Raw genomic sequence first — 19,764 nt, 5'->3', positions numbered from 1 at the left:
CACCCCCCCCCGCCCGACTCGTTCCCGGGCGCGCCGGTTCAGACCTCCTGACCGCTGCCACCGCTGCTGCTGATCGACGCCTCCCTGATGCCCTCGGTGATCTCGTCGATCACCGACTGCTCGGGCGCCTCGTCACTGACGTCGATGCCGAACCGGACCACGACGAGCCGCGAGGAGTCGGCCGGGGAGGGGAACGCGAGCGACTCGACGTAGCCGTCGTCGCCCTTGCTCGTGACCACCTTCCAGCGGACCAGATAGCCCTTCTCGCCAGCCACGGTCACCGCCTTGGAGGCCAGCTCCTCGTGCGAGCTGATCTTGCCGTACCCCTCGGAGCCGTAGGCGTTCTCGGCGTTCTTGGAGATGTCCTCCTTGGCGGCCGCCTCGGCCGTGGTGGCCTTCAGCTCCAGCGCCTCGGCGGGCATCGAGTAGGCGCCGCCACGCGTGCACGTCTTCGAGTTGTCGGCCGGGCACTCGTACGACGCCTCCGTCACCACCTGCGCGCCGATCTGAAGCGGCGAGGTGACCCAGCCGTCCGGCACCGGCAGGCTGATGCCGCTGGTCGCGTCGGTCGCGTACCCCTCCTCGCCCTGCGGCGGCTGCCCGGACCCGTCGGGCGCCGGACTCTGACCACCGCCACCGGGACCACCCGAGCCACCGGAGTTGCCGCCCGGGCCACCATCGACTCCGCCCTGGCCGTTCTGCCCACCGGGGCCCTGGGACGTCGTGCTGCCGTCGCTGCCACCCTCGCTGCTGGTCAGGGCGTACACACCCACCCCGATGCTCGCCAGCACCGCCGCCGCCACGGCGACGGCTATGCCCGTGCGCAGACCACGCTTCGGAGCGGCGACCGGGTACCCGGGGTATCCGGGATGCGCCCCGGCACCCGGCGGAAAGGCCGGCGGCCCGAACCCCGCGGCCGAGCCCACGGGCCGGATCTGATCCGTCCACGCCTTGCCGTCCCACCAGCGCTCGGTGGCCGGCGCGTCATTCGTCTGCCCGGGGTCGGGATACCAACCGGGAGGAGTCACCTGCGTCATGGAGTCACCGTATGAGGCCGGAGTGAAAAGCGGATGAGAGGGGACGGTTATTCGCCGTGCCCCGTGCGGTTCTCCCCCGATGACCGCCCCCCGACCCGCCCAGCAGCCTGCGCAGCAGCGGCCGTCTCCTGAAGGGGGTGGACCCTGTCGAAGGTCGAGAAACAGCGTCAGATCACGGTAGTTGACTGTCCATCACCTCCAACGCGACAGGTCGGCGGCCGGATGCGTCGCTTCCCGCCGCCCGATGTCACTCGACAAGGCAATACCTGCACGGACCAGCCTTCACTTCGGCAGCCGGAGGGCTACGCTCGATGACCTGTACGTCGTTTGGGCGACCTGGGGAGGTAGCGGGATGACGGAGGACCGGCCGGAAGCGGCCGCCTCGGCTTCCCTGCGGGAGCGCGACGCGGAGATCGCCGCCATCACGGAGGCGATGGACGAACTGCGCGTCGACAAGGCGTCCCCGGGCAGCGTCCTGGTCTTCAGCGGCGAGGCGGGCATCGGCAAGACCGCCCTCCTCACCGAGACCCGCCGGGTCGCCGAGGAGCGCGGCTGCACCGCCTGGTACGCCCGCGGCGGCGAGACCGTCACCTCCGTCCCCTTCCACGTCGTACGCCAGTTGCTGCAGCCCGCGCTGCTCGGGCTGATGGAGGAGGAGACCCGCGACTACCTCGGCGACTGGTACGACATCGCCGGACCCGCCCTGGGACTCGCCGAACCGGGCGCGACACCCCCCGACCCGAAGGGCGTGTGCGACGGACTGGTCGCCGCCGTGAACCGGCTCGTCCGGCGCGACTGGCCGCTCGTCCTGCTCATCGACGACGCCCACTGGGCCGACCAGGAGACCCTGCAGTGGCTGTCGGCGCTCTCCGAACGGCTGACCGAGATGTGCGTCCTCGTCGTGGTCGCCCGCCGCCCCGGCGAGGCCACCGGCGATCGCGCCCAGCACCTCACCGAAATCGCCGCCAAGGCCCGCCCCGTCACCACGCTCAGCGCGCTCACCCCCGAGGCCACCGCCGGGCTCACCCGGGACACGGTCGGCCGGCACGCCGACGACCCGTTCTGCCGCGAGGTGTGGGCAGTGACCGGCGGCAACCCGTACGAGACCGTCGAACTCCTCGCCAAGGTGCAGGACAGCGGCCTGGAGCCGGTCGAGAGTTCCGCCGCCGAACTCCGCGCCCTCAACCGCGCCGCACGCGGCCGCGGTCTCGTCGCCCGCCTGGAGACGCTCGGCGTGGACGCCACCCGCTTCGCCTGGGCGGCGGCCATCCTGCATACCGGCATCACCGTCGAGATCGTGGCCCGCCTCGCCAGCCTCAGCCGGGAGACGGCCACGGAGTGCGCCCATCTGCTGACCGACGCCCGCATCCTCACGGCACCGGATCCGGCCAACCGGCAGGCGGACGACGGGGAGCTGGAGTTCGTGCACCCCCTGATCGCCACCGCCGTCTACAAGTCGATCCCGCGCGGCATCCGCAGGGCGTTCCACGGTGTGGCCGCGACCGTCGTCACCGAGTCCGGCCGCGGCGCCGCCGCGGCCTCCCGGCACCTCATCGAGGTGCACCCGGAAGGCGAACCGGAACTGGTCGAGCAGTTACGGGCCGCCGCCCGCGAACATCTCGCCGTGGGCGCCCCGGAGGCCGCCCGGCACTGTCTGGAGCGGGCCCTGAAGGAGCCACCGCTGCCCGAAACCCGCGTCCACGTGCTCTACGAACTGGGTCGCGCCACCCTCCTCACTTCGCCCGCCACCACGATCGACTACCTCCGCTCGGCACTCGCCGAACCGGGCCTCGACACCACCGAGCGCGTGGACGCCGTCTTCCGCCTCTCCCAGGCGCTGCTCCACAACGACCAGTTGGAGGAGGCCGTCCGCACGGTCGACGCGGAGGCCTCCCGACTGGAACCGGGGCCCGGCCGGATGCGACTCCAGGCCGCGCGTTACATGTGGGAGGGCATCCACACGGGCGAGGCACTCTCTCCCACCCACTCCCAGGAACTCGCCGCGCTCGCCGCCACCTGCACGGGCAAGGACAACGCCGAACGCGCGCTGCTCATCCTGCGTGGCTTCGACGCGATGGCGCGCGGTGAGAACGCCGAGGAGGTCGTCGAGTTCTGCGACCGCGCGCTCGTCAACGGTCGGCTGGCGCCCGGCCTCGGCTGGCTCGACTCCGAGTGGGGCATCGAACTGCTGCTGATGCTGGCCCTCGCGTATGCCTACGCCGACCGGCTCGACCGGGCGGAGAGCTTTTACAGGGATGCCTTGCGCACCTATGAGTCCGCCGGGTGGACCGGCGGCCATCTCGCCATGGCCCACGCGCACGTCGGACTCGGACATCGCATGCGGGGCCGGCTCAGGGAGGCCGAGAAATCCCTGCGCAAGTCTCTGGCCTTCGCCGAGCGGGTCGGCCGCAGACTGCCCCTGCACTGGTCGACGACCTGCAATCTCGTCGATACGCTGCTCGCCCGCGGCCATGTCCAGGAGGCCTGGAAGGTCGCCGAGGAGCAAGGCTTCGCGCCGCCGTACCCGTCCCCCATGGTGCTGCCCGACCCGCGCTCCATTCGGGGTCGGCTGCTGCTCGCCATCGGCCGCACCGAGGAAGGCATCAACGAACTGGAGGCCGCCGAGAAGGCCGCCAACACGCGGGGCCACCACAACACGATCCTCGCGCCCTGGGGCGGTGACCTCGCCCGAGCCCTCGCCAACGTCGACCCGCGCCGTGCCGCCGAACTCGCCCTGACCGTCCGCACTCGCGCCGAACGGCTCGGCACGGACACGGCCATCGGCGAGGCCCTCCGCCTCCAAGCCGCCCTCGCCACCGGCAAGCAGGCCGCCGGCCTCTACGCCAAGGCCGTCACCTACCTGGCCGCTTCACCCTGTGGCTACGAGCACGCCGCGGCCCGCGTCGAATACGGCATCACGATCCGCTCGGCCTCCGAACTCACCCGCGGTCTGGCCCTCGCCGAGTCCTGCGGCGCCGACGGCCTGGCCCGACGAGCCCGGGAGGCTCTCGCCGGGCTCGTCTGAGGAGGCGCCCTCAGTCTTGCTCGGCAGCCTCCTCCTCCGCGAGGACCCGCTGGGCCGTCGCGAAGGCCGAGTTCGCGGCCGGGACTCCGCAGTACACGGCGGTCTGGAGGAGTACGGCGCCGATCTCCTCCACCGTGAGGCCGTTGCGGCGGGCCGCTCGGAGGTGCATGGCCAGCTCGTCGTAGTGGCCGTGGGCCACCAGGGCGGTGAGGGTGATCATGCTGCGTTCGCGGCGCGAGAGGGTCGGGTCGGTCCAGATCTCGCCCCAGGCGTAGCGGGAGATGAAGTCCTGGAACCGGGCCGTGAAGGGCGACTGCCGGGCCTGGGCGCGGTCCACATGGGTGTCGCCCAGGACTTGGCGGCGGACCTCCATGCCGCGCTCGGCGTAGCCGCCGAAGTGCGCGCGCAGCGCGGCCAGTACGGCCTCCGGGCGCTCCGCGGGGGCGAGGTGGGAGGCGCCGGCGATCTCCGTCAGCGACGACCCAGGGACCGCGTCCGCGATCTCCCGAAGATGCGCGGGCGGTGTCGCCGGGTCCTCGCGGCCGGCGATGAGGAGCGTGGGGGCGGTGATCCGGGAAAGGTCCTCACGGATGTCGAACGCGGCCAGCGCGTCACAGCAGGCCGCGTACGCCTCCGGGGCGGCGTTCCGGTGGTCGTCGACCAGCTCCGGCACGGTGAACCCGGGCGTGAACCAACGGGAGTTCGCCGTCTCCGCGAGTCCGGCCAGCCCCTCCCGGCGCACCAGCTCGGCGCGCTCCCGCCAGGGCCCCGCGCCGTTGAAGTGGGCGGAGGAGCAGATCACCGCGAGGGACGAGACCCGCTCCGGGTGGTGCGCGGCCAGGTGCAGACCGACCGCGCCGCCGAGGGACACACCGGCGTACGCGAACCGCTCGATGCCCAGCGAGTCCGCCGACGCCAGCACCAGTTCGGCCAGGTCGCCGACCGTCGCCCCCGGGCCGATGAGACCGGCGGGGGAGCCGCCGTGTCCCGGCAGGTCCCAGCGGACCACCCGGTGCGTGATCGACAGCTCGGGCGCCACCTTGTCCCACAGCTTGGTGGAGGTGCCGAGTGAGGGGCCGAGCAGCAGTGGGGGAGCGGAAGTCGGTCCCTCCGCACGGTGGTTGAGCAGCTTGTCGGTCAACGTCGCTCCAGGGCACGGTCGGTGAGGGCTCCGGCGGAGCCGGTGTAGCGGGCGGGGTCGGTGAGGTCCGCCAGGTCGATGTCCTTCAACTCCGGCTCCTCGGCGAGGAGTTCACCGAGGGGGCGCCCCTCGGCGTACACGCGCTCGGCGGCCCGGGTGAGCAGCTCCTTGGCGCGGGCCCGGCCGAGCACCGGAGCCAGCTCGGCGGCCAGCCGTTCGGAGACGATCAGTCCATGGGTGAGATCCAGGTGTCGGCGCATGGTGTCCGCGTTCACCCGGAGCCCTCGCGTCAGTTCCACGGCGTCCCGGGCCGCGCCACCGACCAGCCGGAGCAGATCGCGCAACGGCTCCCACTCGGCGTGCCAGGCCCCGGCCGGCCGCTCGTCCTCCGCGGCGAGCGAACCGTACAACGTCGCTGCCAGCTGGGGCGCCCGCCGGGCGGCCGCCGCGATCAGCGTGGACCGTACGGGATTCGCCTTGTGCGGCATCGCCGACGAACCGCCGCCGCTGCCCTCGGCGACCTCCGCGATCTCGGTGCGGGCCAGGGTGAGCACATCCACCGCGACCTTCCCGAGCGCGCCCGCGGCGAAGGCGAGCGCTCCGGCGAGGTCGGCGATCGGGGTGCGCAGGGTGTGCCAGGGCAACTCCGGCTCACGCAGGCCGAGTTCACGGGCGTACGCGGCGCTCAGCGCCTGCGTGTCGACCGACCCGAACACCGTGAACGCGGCCAATGTGCCTGCCGCGCCGCCCAGTTGAGCGGGCAGACTCGCCCGTACGAGTGCGAGCCGGTCCCTGGCGTCCAGCACCAGCGAGCGCCAGCCCGCCGCCTTCAATCCGAACGTCGTCGGTACGGCGTGCTGGGTGAGGGTCCGTCCGGGCATGGCGGTGTCCCGGTGCTCGGCGGCGATCCGGGCCAGCGCGGCCTCCGTACGGCCGAGGTCGGCCAGGACCGGGTCGAGGGTGCGCGCGGCGACCAGCATCGTCGCGGTGTCCATGATGTCCTGGCTGGTCGCGCCCCGGTGGACGTACGGGCCGTACTCCGCGCCGACCGCCTTGGTGAGGTCCGCGACCAGCGGGATCACCGGGTTTCCACCGCCGCGGGCGCGCTCCGCGAGCGACGACACGTCGATGCCGCTGGGGCCGGCGCCGGCGGCCTCGGTCACCGCCGTCGCGGCCCCGGCGGGCGCCAGCCCCAGCGAGGCCTGGGCCCGGGTCAGCGCGGCCTCGGCGTCGAGCAGCGCCTGGAGGTAGGCGGTGTCGCCGGTCGCGGCCGCCGCCGGGGAACCGGTCCACCCGGGGGCGAGCAGACCGGTGTCGGGATCGTCAGCTGTCACTGGAACTCCAGGAAGACCGTCTCGCCCTCGCCCTGAAGGCGGATGTCGAAACGGTAGGTGCCGTTGCCCTGGTCCTCGGCGATCAGCGTGCCGCGGCGCGCCTCCTCCACCCGGGAGAGCAGTGGGTCCGCGGCGAGCGCCGCGTCGTCGCCCGGCAGATAGATCCGGGTGAACAGGTGTACGAGCAGGCCGCGCGCGAAGACGCACACGCTGAGGTACGGCGCGCTCTGCCCGCGTGCGCCCGGCCGCAGCGTACGCGCGACCCAGTGGCCGTTCTTGTCCGTCTGGATGCGGCCCCAGCCGGTGAACTCCAGGCCGTTGCGGCCGAGGAAGCCGCCGCTCGCCGGGTCGCGCCGCATCGAGCCGTCGACCCGCGAGACGTTGCCGTCCGGGTCCGGGCCCCACAGCTCCACGAAGGCGTCCGGCAGCGGGTTGCCCTGGCCGTCGTAGATGTAGCCCTGGAGAGAGATGGTGTCAGGGTGACCGAGCGGGGCGATGTCACCGCCGCCGGGGAACGGCAGGGCGTGGCCGTAGAAGGGGCCGACCGTGTGCGACGGGGTCGGGAGCACCGTCTCGGGGCGGCTGGTGTCGATCTTCGTCATGGCAGGTCAGCGCCCTTCTTCGATCCAGGTGGCGTTCGGCCCGTCGAGCACGATGTCCCAGACGTAGCCCATCGAGAACTCCGGCACGGACAGGCTGTGGTCGTAGGTCGCCACCAGCCGCTGCCGGGCCGCGTCGTCCGTCACGGACTGGATGATCGGGTCGTACGGGAACAGCGGGTCGCTCGGGAAGTACATCTGCGTCACGAGCCGCTGCGTGAACGCCGTACCGAAGAGCGAGAAGTGGATGTGGGCCGGCCGCCAGGCGTTGACGTGCTGGCTCCACGGGTACGGACCCGGCTGGATCGTCGTGAAGTGGTAGTGGCCGTCGTCGTCGGTCAGGGTGCGGCCGACGCCGGTGAAGTTCGGGTCCAGCGGGGCGTCGTGCTGCTCACGCTGGTGCGCGTAGCGGCCGGCCGAGTTGGCCTGCCAGATCTCGACCAGCTGGCCGCGGATCGGGCGCCCGTCACGGTCGAGGAGCCGGCCGGAGACGGTGATGCGCTCACCGATCGGCTCGCCGTTGTGCTGCCGGGTCAGATCGTTGTCGATCTCGGTGATGTCCCGCTCGCCGAAGGCGGGGGAGTGCAGCTCCACCAGCTCCGGGTCCTTGGTGGCGTCGATCGCGATCGGCGGCTGCTTCGGATGCCGCAGCACCGAGGACCGGTAGGGGGCATAGCCGCGACGAGGCTGATGCTCGATGGGCGCGCCGTCCGCGACCCGCTTCTCGTACGCGGCACGCTCGGCCGCGATCTCCAGATCGATGTCCGCTTGGGTGAGAGTCATGGGGGTTCCTGGGGGTTCGGGGGTCTCATCGAAGTCGGGGCTGGGATCGCGCGCCCTTTAGGGGCGCGGGGCTGCATCGATATGCGGCTCCGCCGCGTGGGCGCGACCAGCCACGGATGGCCCGCAGTCGCAAACGGTGCTCAACGTTCAAGGACGAGGGCGAGCCCTTGCCCCACACCAATGCAGAGCGTGGCGACGCCGATGCCGGAGCCCTTGCGGGCAAGCTGGTGCGCCACCGTGCCGGCGAGCCGGGCGCCCGAGGCACCGAGCGGATGGCCAAGGGCGATCGCCCCGCCCTGCGGGTTGAGGATCGCGGGGTCGAACTCGGGCCACTCGGAGACACAGCCGAGCACCTGCGCGGCGAACGCCTCGTTCAGCTCCAGGACCGACAGATCGCCAAATCCCTTGCCCGCCTTGGCCAGCGCACGCGTAACCGCCTCGACGGGAGCGAGTCCGAAGTAGTGCGGGTCGATCGCGGACACCCCGGACGCCGAGACCCGGGCCAGCGGCTCGCGACCCGTGGCCGCCAGACCCTCCTCGTCCACCAGCAGCAGCGCGGCGGCACCGTCGTTGAGCGGCGACGCGTTGCCGGCGGTGACCGTCCCCTCCGCGGGGCGGAACGACGGTTTCAGCTTCGCCATCGCCGCGAGGGAGGCGTCGGCCCGTACGCATTCGTCGGCGCCGAAGACGACCGGGTCGCCCTTGCGCTGCGGAATGGACACGGGCGCCAGCTCGCCGTCGAACAGACCCGCGGCCTGCGCCCTCGCGGCCTTCTGGTGGGAAGCCAGGGCGAACTCGTCCTGCTGCTCCCGGCTGATCTTGTGCTTGTCGGCGATGAGCTCGGCCGACTCGCCCAGCGGGATGGTCCACTGCGGGTCGATCTTCGGGTTGACCATGCGCCAGCCCAGCGTGGTCGAGTACAGCTCGGTGTGCCCGGCGGGGAAGGGCCGGTCGTTCTTGGGCAGGACGTAGGGGGCGCGGGTCATGGACTCGACACCGCCGGCGACGGCGATCGAGGCGTCGCCGAGCGCGATGGCCCGGGCCGCCTGGATCACGGCCTCCAGACCGGACGCGCACAGCCGGTTGACGGTCACGCCGGGCACGGAGGTCGGCAGGCCCGCGAGCAGGGCGGCCATGCGGCCGACGTTGCGGTTCTCCTCGCCGGCGCCGTTGGCGTTGCCGAAGTACACGTCCTCGATCCGGGCCGGGTCCAGGTCCGGGGTACGGGCGATCAGCTCGCGGATGGCGTGCGCGGCCAGGTCGTCGGGGCGCACGCCCGCCAGACCGCCGTTGTAGCGGCCGATCGGCGTACGCACCGCGTCGACGATGTAGACGTCCTTCAGGCCGTTCCTCAGGCCGTTGTTCGGACCGTTGCTCATGACTGGATCTCCTCGGGGATGCGCACCTTGGCGGCGGTCTTCGCGACGATCTCCTCGACGGTGACGCCGGGCGCCGTCTCCACCAGCACGAGGCCCTCGTCCGTCACGTCGAGCACACCCAGGTCGGTGATGATCCGGTTCACGCACGCCTTGCCGGTCAGCGGCAGCGCGCACTCCTGAAGGATCTTCGCCGAGCCGTCCTTCGCAGTGTGTGTCATGACGACGATGACCGTACGGGCGCCGTGGACCAGGTCCATGGCTCCGCCGATGCCGGTGATCATCTTGCCGGGGATGGCCCAGTTGGCCAGGTCGCCGCCGGCGGAGACCTGCATCGCGCCGAGGACCGCCACGTCGATGTGACCGCCGCGGATCATCGAGAACGACAGCGCCGAGTCGAAGTACGACGCGCCGGGCAGCACCGTCACGGTCTCCTTGCCCGCGTTGATCAGATCCGGGTCGACCTGGTCCTCGGTCGGGTACGGGCCGGTGCCCAGGATCCCGTTCTCGGATTCGAGGATCACCTCGACGTCGTCCGGGAGGTAGTTCGGGATCAGTGTCGGCAGACCGATGCCGAGGTTGACGTACTGGCCGTCCTGAAGCTCGCGCGCGGCGCGGGCGGCCATCTCTTCACGGTTCCAGGCCATTACTCGCTCACCGTTCCCTGCGCCGGAGGCACGGAGACCGTGCGCTGCTCGATCTTCTTGTCCGCCGCCTGCTCGGAGGTCAGGGCGATGACCCGCTGTACGAAGACGCCCGGCAGGTGTACGGCGTCCGGGTCGATCTCGCCCGGCTCGACCAGTTCCTCGACCTCGGCGATCGTCACCTTGCCGGCCATCGCCGCGAGGGGGTTGAAGTTGCGGGAGGACTTGTTGAAGACCAGGTTGCCGTGCCGGTCGCCCTTGGCCGCCCGTACGAGTGCGAAGTCGGTACGGATGCCGCGCTCCAGCACGTACTCCGTGCCGTCGAACTTGCGGACCTCCTTCGGCGGTGAGGCCAGCGCGACGCCACCGCCGCCGTCGTAGCGCCAGGGCAGACCACCCTCGGCGACCTGCGTGCCGACGCCGGCCGGGGTGAAGAACGCCGGGATGCCGGCGCCGCCGGCGCGCAGCCGCTCGGCCAGCGTGCCCTGGGGGATCATCTCGACCTCCAGCTCACCTGCGAGGTACTGTCGCGCGAACTCCTTGTTCGCCCCGATGTACGAACCGGTCACCCGGGCGATCCGGCCCGCCGCGAGGAGGACCGCGAGACCGGACTCCATGGCCCCGCAGTTGTTCGACACCACGCCGAGGCCCGAGACACCGCGCTCGTACAACGCCTGGATCAGCACGTTCGGCACACCGCTCAGCCCGAAGCCGCCGACGGCGAGTGTCGCGCCGTCCGGCACATCGGCCACTGCCTCAAGGGCTGTGGCGACCACCTTGTCCATCCGTGAGGCCCCATCTCGTCCGAGCGCCCGGTGACCAATTAATCAGGGCACTGAGTATTTCGGTGAAGTTTCTTTCACGCTGCCACTCGCCGGGTCCTGCGTCAAGACCTGGGAGAACGGTGAGGTCAGACGTGTGTGGGTATGGACACGTCGCGGTCGTCTGCGGGTATCGTTCAGTGCACCAACGATTTCCAGTGCATCAACGATGTGCCGACCGCCTTTTTCCGACCCTGTCGACCAGCCGAGGAGCGAACATGGCCGCGGTGGACCTCTCCACCCACCCCGGGCACCTGGCCCGACGGCTGCAGCAGGCCCACTATCTGCTGTGGAACGTGATGGTCTCCGAGGAGATCACCTCGCCGCAGTTCGCGGTGCTCAACACCCTCGTCGCCGAGCCGGGGCTGGACCAGCGCACGGTGGGGGAGCGGGTCGGGCTCGACCGCTCCACGATGTCCGAGGTCATCAGCCGTCTCGGCCGTCGAGGCCTGCTCGACAAGGTCCGTGATCCGCAGGACGGCCGGCGGTTCCTGCTGCGCCTCACCGAGGAGGGCGTGCGTACGCATCGCAAGCTCACGGTGCGGACGGCCCGGATGAACCAGGTGTTCCTGGCGCCGTTGTCCGAGGGGGAGCAGGAGTTGTTCTTCGAGCTGATACGGCGGGTCGCCGACGCGGCGGAGGAACTGCGCAGCCCGGCGGAGATGGTCCGTCAGTAGCCCGTCTCCAGGGTCACTTCTTCGCGTAGACGACCCACACCTGGCCCTTCGCGAAGTTCAGCGGCTCGCCGTTCCGCGTCGTGAAGTCCGTGCCGTCTGTGGCCGTCTTCCGCTTCCAGTTCGCGTCGAAGGCGCGGCCGTCGCGCAGGATCTCCGCCCGGCCCGAGCCGACCGTCTCCGTGTACGGGGTGTTGTTGCCCAGGAAGTCGCGGAACTGCGACTTGCGTACCGTCACGTACTGCACGACCACGGTCGACGCGGCCACCCGGGTGCCGTCCGTCAGCACGGTCGGTGTGCCGTCCATGGAGACCTGCCAGCGCTGCTCGCTCGGCGACCAGGTGAAGGTGAAGCGGGCGGCCGGGTAGCGGATCGTGCGGGAGTTCTCCGGAGTGCCACCCGTGGGGGCGGAGCCGTAGCGGAAGCCGGTCGTCAGGGCGTCGGCGCCCGGTGGGGAGTCGATCAGTCGCTCGGGGCGCAGGAAGAGGTTGTGCGGGGCGGACTTGTCGGTGCTCCGGAAGAAGGCGTCGGCGGCGTCCGAGGGGGTCACCGCGCGCAGGGGCTCCTCGTCTATCAGGGGAAGGAGCTTGCTCTGGGCGCCGGAGAAGGCCAGCGTCGGCTCGTCGAACTGGCGCAGGAGTTCGAGGTCGGACTCGCGTGCGCTGCGCACCGGTCCCACGGTGTCCGGGAACTTCGTCGCGTAGACCGCCATCAGTCGGCTCAGGCCGCCCTCGACCTGCTCGGCGTAGACGATGTCCGCGGCGTCGAGGCCCGTCTGGGGGTGGGCGGCCCGTACGTTGTCGATCTTCACGGCGAGTACGGAACCGGCAGGGCCGGTCGTGACCTGGTCGTCGCGGGGGTTCGGGCTCGTACCGCGACCGTCGTCGTTCGAGCCGTTGCCGGTGCAGCCCGCCAGCAGGGTGCCCGCTGTCACGGCGGCGAGCAGCGCCCCCGTCACCCCGCCGCGCCGTCTCCGCCGCGCGCTCGCCCTCAGACCTATGCCCACTGTGGCCATCCCGTTCCGTGTTTGTTGTTTGTCTTCGATTGTGCGCTTACGGATCCATAGATGGCCATATCTGTCTTTTTATGGCTGCAGTTTGGGGTGAGGCGGTTCGGGGCTGGGGTCGTGGGTACTCGTGCCCGACCTGCTGGGCTGAGGCGAGGGACGGGAGTGTGTCGCGATGAAGGCAGTGACATGGCAGGGCAGGCGGGACGTACGCGTGGAGACCGTGCCCGACCCGGTGATCCAGGAGCCGACGGACGCGGTCATCCGTATCACCTCGACCGGGCTGTGCGGCTCCGACCTGCACCTCTATGAAGTACTCACTCCGTTCATGACGCCCGGCGACATCCTCGGCCACGAACCCATGGGCATCGTTGAGGAGGTCGGCGCCGGAGTGCCGGACCTGGCGGCGGGGGACAGGGTCGTGGTGCCGTTCCAGATCGCCTGCGGCACCTGCTGGATGTGCCTCACCGGCCTGCCCACCCAGTGCGAGACCACCCAGTGCACCGGCGAGGGCATGGGGGCGGCCCTCTTCGGCTACACCCGGCTGTACGGCGCGGTGCCGGGTGCCCAGGCCGAGTATCTCCGCGTCCCGCAGGCGCAGTTCGGGCCGATCAAGGTGCCGGAAGGGCCGCCGGACGACCGGTTCGTGTACCTCTCCGACGTGCTCCCCACCGCATGGCAGGCGGTCGAGTACGCGCACGTCCCGCCCGGCGGCAGCGTCGCCGTGCTCGGCCTCGGTCCCATCGGCGACATGGCCTGCCGGGTCGCCCAAGTGCGGGGCGCGGAACGGGTGTTCGGGGTCGACCTGGTGCCCGAGCGGCTGCGCCGGGCACGCGAGCGGGGCGTCGAGACATTCGACCTCAGGGACTTCGACAGCCAGAAGGAACTCGTCACCGCACTCCAGGACCGCACCGCCGGGCGCGGCCCCGACGCGGTGATCGATGCCGTCGGCACCGAGGCCCACGGCAGCGCGGCCGCCCGGCTCGCCCAGACCGCCACCGGACTGCTGCCCCGGGCCATCGGCGCGCGGTTCGCGGAGCATCTGAGCGTGGACCGGCTGGCCGCCCTCCACACGGCCATCGACCTCGTACGGCGCGGCGGCACCATCTCCATCTCCGGGATGTACGGCGGTACGGCCGACCCGCTGCCGCTGCTCACCATGTTCGACAAGCAGGTCTGCCTACGCATGGGCCAGGCCAACGTCCGCACCTGGAGCGACGACATCCGGCCCCTGCTCACGGACGAGGACCCGCTAGGCGTCGACTCCTTCGCCACCCACCGCCTGCCACTCGCCGAGGCAGCGCACGCCTACGAGATGTTCCAGCGGAAGCAGGACGGTGCGGTGAAGGTGCTCATGGAGCCCTGAGAGAGGGAGCCCTGAGAGACGGAGTTCTACTCCTCCGGCACGATGCGCTCGACCGCTGCCGTCACCAGCAGTTCGCGCTCCGCCTCCGTGAAGACGTCCGGCAGGGTGAGCTGCTCCACGATCAGCCAGTTCAGCGTCAGCATGAGCAGCTTGACGGCCATGGCGTCGCCGGGGAGGCCGGATGCCTCGTGGTAGGCGACGTTGGCGTCGACGTCGGCACGGACCCGCGCGGTGAGGACCTTGCGCAGTTCCGGGCGGCGCGTGGCCTCGAGACGGAGTTCGAGCAGCGCGAGGTAGCCCGTGCGGAAGGAGGCGACCCGGCCGACGAGTTCACGCATCAGCTCCACGTAGGTCTCCCGGTCGCGGCCGGCCGCCTGCTGGCGGGCGATCGTGGCCTCGTCGGGCTGGAGCCGCTCATAGACCCGGGCCCCGGCCTGGGTGAGCAGGTCGTCGCGGTTGGCGAAGTAGTTGGACGCGGTGCCCGCCGGTACGGCCCCCTCGGTGTCCACCGCCCGGAACGTCAGGCCTCGGGCACCTTCCCTGGCCAGCACCTCGATCGCGGCGTCGACGAGCGCGGCGCGCCGCTGGTCGTTCCTTCTCACCATGGGCCCACTCCCACTTCGCCGTTGACACCACTCCAACTGTAGTACTACGTTCAAACCACTTCAATCAGAGTACTACGTATGGAGTGATCAGAATGCGAAAGCTCGTGTACTACGTCGCCGTCTCCCTCGACGGCCGCATCGCCGGCCCCGGCGGTGAGTACGACTTCTTCCCGGCCGGCGACGAACAGCAGCACGCCGCCCGCAGCGCCTGGACCAACGGGCTGTACCCCGAGACGGTCCCGACCGCCATGCGCGCCGCCGTCGGACTCACCGACGCGCCCAACCGGCACTTCGACACCGTCGTCATGGGCCTCGGCACCTACCGCCCCGCCCTCGACGCGAAGATCACCAGTCCGTACGCGCACCTGCGTCAATACGTGGTGTCCAGCACCCTCGACCCCGACATCGACCCGGCCGTCACCGTCGTCCCCGGCGATCCGCTCGCCCTCGCACGCGAGCTCAAACGGGAGGAAGACGCCGACCTGGACGTCTGGCTCTGCGGCGGCGGCAAGCTCGCGGGCGCACTCCTGCCCGAGATCGACGAACTGGTCATCAAGAACTATCCCGTCGTCGTCGGCGCCGGAATCCCGGCCTTCGACGGTGCCTTCGATCCCACCGTCTTCGAGGTCGCCGAACGCACCGCCTTCCCCAACGGCGTGACCCTCACCCACCTCACCCGCCGCTAGCCGCTGGGCCGGGCACGCCTGAAGAACGGCCTAAGTCCTGTCGTCACATTCCCGTCGTCCGCCCGGAGGGCGGGCCGCGCGCCCGCCGCGGTAGCGGCTGATGTCCGCGTAGGTGCGTGCTCTGGGCGTGCCGGGCGAAAGCCCTCGTACTGGATGTACTTGGGCTTTCGCCCGGTGCGGCGGTGGGGGCACCTCCCGCTCCGCTAGTGCCCGAGGATCTCCGTCAAGTCGTAGTTCACCGGCTCCTCCAGCTGGGCGTAAGTGCAGCTCTCGGGAGTGCGGTCGGGGCGCCAGCGGCGGAAGCGGGCCGTGTGGCGGAAGCGGACGCCGTTCTCCATGTGGTCGTACGCCACCTCGGCGACCCACTCGGGCCGCAGCGGCACCCAGGAGAAGTCCTTCTTCGCCGACCAGCGGCTCGGCGCGCCCGGGAGCCGGGCCGTCTCGTGCGCCGCCTCGTCGGACCAGGCCGCCCACGGGTGCTCCTCCACGTCCTCCATCCGCAGCGGCTCCAACTCCTCCACCAGCTCCGCCCGCCGCTTCATGGGGAACGCGGCGCATACGCCCACGTGCTGGAGGGTGCCCCCGGCGTCGTACAGGCCGAGCAGCAGTGAGCCGACCACCGGCCCGCTCTTGTGGAGGCGATATCCGGCGACCACCACGTCCGCCGTGCGCTCGTGCTTGATCTTGAACATGGCCCGCTCGTCCTGCCGGTAGCGAAGATCGAGCGGCTTGGCGATCACCCCGTCCAGCCCGGCGCCCTCGTACTGCTCGAACCACTGCTCGGCCAGCTCGCGGTCCGTGGTCGCCGGGGCGAGATGGACGGGCGCCGTGGTCTCCGAGAGGGCCAGCTCAAGGAGAGCGCGCCGGTCGGTGAGCGGCACGCTCAGCAGCGACTCGTCGTTGAGGGCGAGCAGGTCGAACGCGACGAAGGAGGCGGGGGTCGTCTCGGCCAGCATCCGGACTCGGGAGTCCGCCGGGTGGATGCGCTCGGTGAGGGCGTCGAAGTCCAGCCGGCCCTCCCGGACGATCACGATCTCGCCGTCCACCACACAGCGCTCGGGGAGCCGTTCCCTGAGCGCCTCCACCAGCTCGGGAAAGTACCTGGTCAGCGTCTTGCCGGTGCGGCTGCCGAGCTCCACCTGGCCACCGTCGCGAAACACGATCGCCCGGAACCCGTCCCACTTCGCCTCGTAGTGCATGCCGGGCGGGATCTTCGCGACGGACTTGGCGAGCATCGGCTTCACGGGCGGCATCACCGGGAGATCCATGTTCTGATTCTGCGACCCTGTGACGAAAATTGCCCGGTATGCGCCTTCTGTTCGTTCCGCCTACCGTGGCCGCATGGGTGATGCGGTGGAGTTGGAGGCGGCCGGGCGGACGGTACGGCTGTCCAGCCCCGACAAAGTGTTCTTCCCTGAACGCGGTTTCACCAAGCTGGACCTCGCCCGGTACTACCTCGCCGTCGGCCCCGGCATCCTGCGCGCCCTGCGCAACCGGCCCACCACCCTGGAGCGCTACCCGGACGGGGTCACGGGCGAGAACTTCTTCCAAAAGCGTGCCCCCAAGAACATGCCCGACTGGATCCCCACTGCCCACATCACCTTCCCCAGCGGCCGCAGTGCCGACGAGATGTGCCCGACCGAGGTCGGCGCCGTCCTGTGGGCAGCGCAGTTCGGCACGCTCACCTTCCATCCGTGGCCGGTACGCCGTGACGACGTCGACCGCCCCGACGAACTCCGCATCGACCTCGACCCACAGTCCGGCACCGACTACGACGACGCCGTCCGCGCCGCCCATGAACTCCGCTCCGTCCTCCATGACTACGGCGACCTGCGCGGCTGGCCGAAGACCTCCGGCGGCCGCGGCCTGCACGTCTTCGTGCCGATCGCACCGCACTGGACCTTCACCCAGGTCAGACGCGCCGCCATCGCCGCTGCCCGGGAGCTGGAACGCCGGATGCCGGACCAGGTGACGACGGCCTGGTGGAAGGAGGAACGCGGCCGGAAGATCTTCGTCGACTACAACCAGACCGCCCGCGACCGCACGATCGCCTCCGCCTACTCCGTACGACCCCACCCGCACGCCCCCGTCTCCGCGCCCCTCACCTGGGACGAGGTGGGCGTCGCCGCGCCCCGCGACTTCGACCTGGCCACCATGCCGGTGCGCTTCGCGGAACGGGGCGATGTGCACGCCGACATGGACGACCATGCGTACTCCCTGGAGGCCCTGTTGGAGTTGGCCGCGCGGGACGAGCACGACCATGGGCTCGGGGATCTGCCGTATCCGCCGGAGTATCCGAAGATGCCGGGTGAGCCCAAGCGGGTGCAGCCGAGCAGGGCGAAGAAGTCGTAGGCGCACCACCGATTGCCGCGATGGGTTGTTGGGCGTCTGCGGGATCGTCGTGGCTGGTCGCGCCCACGCGGCGGAGCCGCATATCGATGCGGCCCCGCGCCCCTGAAGGGCCTTCGGCCCTTCAGGGCGCTGCCGAACCGCCCAGCGTTGACAGTATTCGGCGGCAGTCCCTCAGCAACTCCTCGTCCGCCGTGATGTCTTGGCGTGGTTTTGTCGCCGACCCGTCGTTGTGGTGGCGGCGTGAGGAGGCCAGCTCCGCCTGAATGAGGGGCAGGGCCGGTGCCGCGGCGGTGCCCATGTCGGTCAGGCAGGCGGCTATGGCCGCGCGGAACTTCGGGTCGGTGGTCCAGTGGTGGAGGAGGCGGGGCAGGGCCTCGTCGGTGTCGGCGGTCACCTTCCAGAGGGTGATCGCCGCGCGGGCGCCCCCGTCCGCCGCGCGCACGATGTCGCCCAGGGGCGCTGCCGCCGGGCCCAGGGAGCCGAGCAGTCGGAGGGCGAGGTCGCGGGCGGAGGCGTCCTCGGACTCCACGCCGGCGCGGAGGGCCGGCAGCGCCGTCCCGGTGTCACCGGTCGCCGCCCACAGGGCGTGGGCCGCTGCCAGCCGGTTCACGGGGGCGCCGGCGCCGGAGGCCAGCTTCCGCAGCAGCGGGGCTGTCGGGGCCGCCACCTCGCCGTACCGGGCCAGAGCCCGCAGCACGTACCACTGGGTCATCCGGCCTTCCCGGCCTTCGCGGAGTCGGCCGACGAGCGGCGCCAGCGACTCGGGGTGGGTGAGGACGCCCAGCCCGCCGACCAGCCGGTCCCCGGCGGCGCTCCGGTCGTCCGGCCCGAGCGCGGCGAGCCGCTCGTGCAACACAGGGCCCAGTTCGGCCGCTGTGTCGCGCCCGAGCGCCGTGAGCCACCGTTCGAGATTCCGAGGCGGATCCGGGAGTCGGCGCACCATGGACTCCAGCGCGCCCAGGACCCGCTCGTCGCCCTGGAGCGCGAGTGCGTCGATGGCCTTGCCGATCGCCATGTCTTCCCAGCCGAGACCTTTCTCATGGCTGCGGACACCCTCCGAGAACTCCTCGACGAAGGCTGCCACGTCATCGGCCACGACATGGGCGATCGGGGCCAGATGGCGCAGCTCGTCCAACGCGGCCTTGTTGAGACGCAGTTCGGGCTCCCGCAGCTGCCGGGCGAGCGCGATCACCGGTTCGTCGTCCGGGGCCCGCCACCCCGTCAGCACCTCCCCGCACATGTTGATCGCGGCCATGCGCTGCCCCCAGTCGGGGCTGCCGAGCTGGTCCATGAGCAGCGGGAACCGGATGTCGGTCCGGTCGCCCAGCCTCCGATGCAGTCTCCGCAGGAGCCCGGGAGTCTCGTCGGTGTCGGCGTTCGCGTAGTGCGTGGCCTCCAGTTCGCGCAGATACGACACCATCGTGTCCGTCCGGGGGCGCCCGGGCTCCGGCACGGCCGCCTCGGCGACAGCCGCCTTCCGCTCGTACGCGTGCCGCATCGCACCGAGCGCGATCTCCGCGGTGTTCTCCGGCAGTGACCGCGGCGCGCTGTGGGCCAGTTCATCAAGCGCGGTCAGCCGCGCCTCGGGGTCGCAGGCGACGGACAAGGCCGCTCGCAGCAGGCGCCCCGCCTCCTCGGCCAGCAGCTCCGCGTGCTTGTCGGCCAGCTCTCCGACCGCGTTCACCAGAGCGCGCTGCGCCCCAGCCTCCCGCTCGTCCGGCCACCGCTCACGCACCACCCCGAACACCCGCACCGGATCCGGGTGCACATGCGCCAGCGCCCCGGCGGCCGCCGCGCGCACCTCCGCGTCCGGGTCGGTCAGCAACCCGAGAAAGGCGTCGGCGCGCTCGCGGACCCCGGCCCAGGCGTCCAGGAAGTGCTGGACGTACGCCGCGTCCTCCTCCTCGTCCTCGAAGAGGCCGCCGATCTCCTCCGGATCGGGCTTCTCCTCGCCCGCGATGCTGCACAGCAGATGCACGATCGCGGCCCGGTCGGGGAGCCCCTCCATCGCGGCCAACTCGAAGAGGAACGGTATGCACGCCACCGTGCTGTCGTACACGTCCCCCTGGTGATGCACCGCCCCGTACATCCCGTCCAGCGCGATGTCCCGCTCGGCCGGATCGTCCGAGGCCAGACCCCGCAGCAGATCCGGCACATCGGTCGCCGACTCGGTGTACGCATGCCCCATCGACGCCCAGTCGACGTCGTCGATCCCCGTGAGCACAAGAGCCTCCCCGTTGCGCAGTGGCGTACGGCAGCCACTGATCACAGCATGCCGTACGCCACTGACAACGGGCCGGGCCGAACCGGTCACC

Annotated in this window: 17 protein-coding genes; 5 read left to right on the top strand and 12 right to left on the bottom strand. The window is 71.2% G+C overall.

From position 1 onward, the window contains the following. Nucleotides 1-38: 38 nt before the first annotated feature. Nucleotides 39-1,037, bottom strand: a complete 999-nt coding sequence (locus F3T56_RS06210; protein ID WP_149823672.1) for a DUF2510 domain-containing protein — start codon at nt 1,035-1,037, stop codon at nt 39-41. A gap of 352 nt (nt 1,038-1,389) precedes the next feature. Here F3T56_RS06210 and F3T56_RS06205 point away from each other — a divergent pair, with 352 nt between their 5' ends. Further along, nucleotides 1,390-4,062 (top strand): ATP-binding protein, encoded by a 2,673-nt coding sequence (locus tag F3T56_RS06205; RefSeq protein WP_149823671.1) that lies wholly within the window; start codon nt 1,390-1,392, stop codon nt 4,060-4,062. A 10-nt stretch (nt 4,063-4,072) separates the two neighbouring features. Here F3T56_RS06205 and pcaDC read toward each other — a convergent pair whose 3' ends face one another. From pcaDC to F3T56_RS06170, 7 genes are all read right to left on the bottom strand, one after another. Then, nucleotides 4,073-5,203, bottom strand: a complete 1,131-nt coding sequence (pcaDC, locus tag F3T56_RS06200; protein WP_149823670.1) for a bifunctional 3-oxoadipate enol-lactonase/4-carboxymuconolactone decarboxylase PcaDC — start codon at nt 5,201-5,203, stop codon at nt 4,073-4,075. After that, nucleotides 5,200-6,537: a 3-carboxy-cis,cis-muconate cycloisomerase gene (gene pcaB / locus F3T56_RS06195; RefSeq protein WP_149823669.1), complete on the bottom strand. Its 1,338-nt coding sequence runs from the start codon at nt 6,535-6,537 to the stop codon at nt 5,200-5,202. Before pcaB ends, pcaDC begins: the two co-directional genes overlap by 4 nt. Next, complete coding sequence (gene pcaG / locus F3T56_RS06190) at nt 6,534-7,139, bottom strand: protocatechuate 3,4-dioxygenase subunit alpha (protein WP_149823668.1); 606 nt, start codon at nt 7,137-7,139, stop codon at nt 6,534-6,536. The genes pcaB and pcaG overlap by 4 nt, the downstream gene beginning before the upstream one ends. Nucleotides 7,140-7,145: 6 nt before the next feature. Continuing rightward, complete coding sequence (pcaH, locus tag F3T56_RS06185) at nt 7,146-7,919, bottom strand: protocatechuate 3,4-dioxygenase subunit beta (RefSeq protein WP_149823667.1); 774 nt, start codon at nt 7,917-7,919, stop codon at nt 7,146-7,148. Between the two features lie 140 nt (nt 7,920-8,059). Continuing rightward, nucleotides 8,060-9,262 (bottom strand): thiolase family protein, encoded by a 1,203-nt coding sequence (locus F3T56_RS06180; RefSeq protein WP_149823762.1) that lies wholly within the window; start codon nt 9,260-9,262, stop codon nt 8,060-8,062. A gap of 32 nt (nt 9,263-9,294) precedes the next feature. After that, nucleotides 9,295-9,942, bottom strand: coding sequence for a CoA transferase subunit B (locus F3T56_RS06175; protein ID WP_149823666.1), 648 nt, complete (start codon nt 9,940-9,942; stop codon nt 9,295-9,297). Further along, a complete protein-coding gene (locus tag F3T56_RS06170; RefSeq protein ID WP_149823665.1) occupies nt 9,942-10,724 on the bottom strand; it encodes a CoA transferase subunit A in 783 nt (260 codons plus the stop codon). The genes F3T56_RS06175 and F3T56_RS06170 overlap by 1 nt, the downstream gene beginning before the upstream one ends. 254 nt (nt 10,725-10,978) lie before the next feature. On the opposite strand from F3T56_RS06170, the gene F3T56_RS06165 reads away from it, so the two are divergent. Next, the gene (locus F3T56_RS06165) at nt 10,979-11,437 is read left to right on the top strand and encodes a MarR family winged helix-turn-helix transcriptional regulator (protein ID WP_149823664.1); all 459 of its coding nucleotides are present in this window, start codon (nt 10,979-10,981) and stop codon (nt 11,435-11,437) included. Nucleotides 11,438-11,450: 13 nt separating this feature from the next. Here the strand turns inward: F3T56_RS06165 and F3T56_RS06160 are convergent, their stop codons facing one another. Then, entirely contained in the window at nt 11,451-12,449 is a 999-nt protein-coding gene (locus tag F3T56_RS06160) for a DUF3048 domain-containing protein (RefSeq protein WP_149823663.1), read from the bottom strand. Between the two features lie 166 nt (nt 12,450-12,615). On the opposite strand from F3T56_RS06160, the gene F3T56_RS06155 reads away from it, so the two are divergent. Further along, on the top strand, nt 12,616-13,806 hold the full coding sequence (locus F3T56_RS06155; protein WP_149823662.1) for a zinc-dependent alcohol dehydrogenase: 1,191 nt from the start codon (nt 12,616-12,618) through the stop codon (nt 13,804-13,806). Between the two features lie 26 nt (nt 13,807-13,832). Here the strand turns inward: F3T56_RS06155 and F3T56_RS06150 are convergent, their stop codons facing one another. Beyond that, complete coding sequence (locus tag F3T56_RS06150; RefSeq protein WP_149823661.1) at nt 13,833-14,411, bottom strand: TetR/AcrR family transcriptional regulator; 579 nt, start codon at nt 14,409-14,411, stop codon at nt 13,833-13,835. 92 nt (nt 14,412-14,503) lie between these two features. Between F3T56_RS06150 and F3T56_RS06145 the strand changes: the two genes are divergently transcribed. Beyond that, nucleotides 14,504-15,097: a dihydrofolate reductase family protein gene (locus tag F3T56_RS06145; protein ID WP_149823660.1), complete on the top strand. Its 594-nt coding sequence runs from the start codon at nt 14,504-14,506 to the stop codon at nt 15,095-15,097. A gap of 203 nt (nt 15,098-15,300) precedes the next feature. On the opposite strand, the gene F3T56_RS06140 is transcribed toward F3T56_RS06145, so the two are convergent. Next, nucleotides 15,301-16,365: an ATP-dependent DNA ligase gene (locus F3T56_RS06140; RefSeq protein WP_149823659.1), complete on the bottom strand. Its 1,065-nt coding sequence runs from the start codon at nt 16,363-16,365 to the stop codon at nt 15,301-15,303. A 73-nt stretch (nt 16,366-16,438) separates the two neighbouring features. On the opposite strand from F3T56_RS06140, the gene ligD reads away from it, so the two are divergent. After that, nucleotides 16,439-17,449 (top strand): non-homologous end-joining DNA ligase, encoded by a 1,011-nt coding sequence (ligD, locus tag F3T56_RS06135; protein ID WP_149823658.1) that lies wholly within the window; start codon nt 16,439-16,441, stop codon nt 17,447-17,449. A gap of 121 nt (nt 17,450-17,570) precedes the next feature. Here the strand turns inward: ligD and F3T56_RS06130 are convergent, their stop codons facing one another. Then, nucleotides 17,571-19,763 (bottom strand): HEAT repeat domain-containing protein, encoded by a 2,193-nt coding sequence (locus F3T56_RS06130; protein WP_246203437.1) that lies wholly within the window; start codon nt 19,761-19,763, stop codon nt 17,571-17,573. Between the last annotated feature and the right edge of the window lies 1 nt (nt 19,764).

Origin of the sequence: Streptomyces tailanensis, assembly GCF_008386495.1 — a bacterium.
Taxonomy (GTDB): Bacteria; Actinomycetota; Actinomycetes; order Streptomycetales; family Streptomycetaceae; genus Streptomyces; species Streptomyces tailanensis.
The sequence above is the reverse complement of the archived record's forward strand: the minus strand, read 5'-3'. Positions and strand labels throughout refer to the sequence as shown.

Bases quoted from the DNA above. Each gene is read 5' to 3' on its own strand.
- F3T56_RS06210 (WP_149823672.1), bottom strand. From the start codon at position 1,037: ATGACGCAGGTGACTCCTCCCGGTTGGTATCCCGACCCCGGGCAGACG.
- F3T56_RS06205 (WP_149823671.1), top strand. From the start codon at position 1,390: ATGACGGAGGACCGGCCGGAAGCGGCCGCCTCGGCTTCCCTGCGGGAG.
- pcaG (WP_149823668.1), bottom strand. From the start codon at position 7,139: ATGACGAAGATCGACACCAGCCGCCCCGAGACGGTGCTCCCGACCCCG.
- pcaH (WP_149823667.1), bottom strand. From the start codon at position 7,919: ATGACTCTCACCCAAGCGGACATCGATCTGGAGATCGCGGCCGAGCGT.
- F3T56_RS06175 (WP_149823666.1), bottom strand. From the start codon at position 9,942: ATGGCCTGGAACCGTGAAGAGATGGCCGCCCGCGCCGCGCGCGAGCTT.
- F3T56_RS06170 (WP_149823665.1), bottom strand. From the start codon at position 10,724: ATGGACAAGGTGGTCGCCACAGCCCTTGAGGCAGTGGCCGATGTGCCG.
- F3T56_RS06165 (WP_149823664.1), top strand. From the start codon at position 10,979: ATGGCCGCGGTGGACCTCTCCACCCACCCCGGGCACCTGGCCCGACGG.
- F3T56_RS06160 (WP_149823663.1), bottom strand. From the start codon at position 12,449: ATGGCCACAGTGGGCATAGGTCTGAGGGCGAGCGCGCGGCGGAGACGG.
- F3T56_RS06155 (WP_149823662.1), top strand. From the start codon at position 12,616: ATGAAGGCAGTGACATGGCAGGGCAGGCGGGACGTACGCGTGGAGACC.
- F3T56_RS06150 (WP_149823661.1), bottom strand. From the start codon at position 14,411: ATGGTGAGAAGGAACGACCAGCGGCGCGCCGCGCTCGTCGACGCCGCG.
- F3T56_RS06145 (WP_149823660.1), top strand. From the start codon at position 14,504: ATGCGAAAGCTCGTGTACTACGTCGCCGTCTCCCTCGACGGCCGCATC.
- F3T56_RS06140 (WP_149823659.1), bottom strand. From the start codon at position 16,365: ATGGATCTCCCGGTGATGCCGCCCGTGAAGCCGATGCTCGCCAAGTCC.
- ligD (WP_149823658.1), top strand. From the start codon at position 16,439: ATGGGTGATGCGGTGGAGTTGGAGGCGGCCGGGCGGACGGTACGGCTG.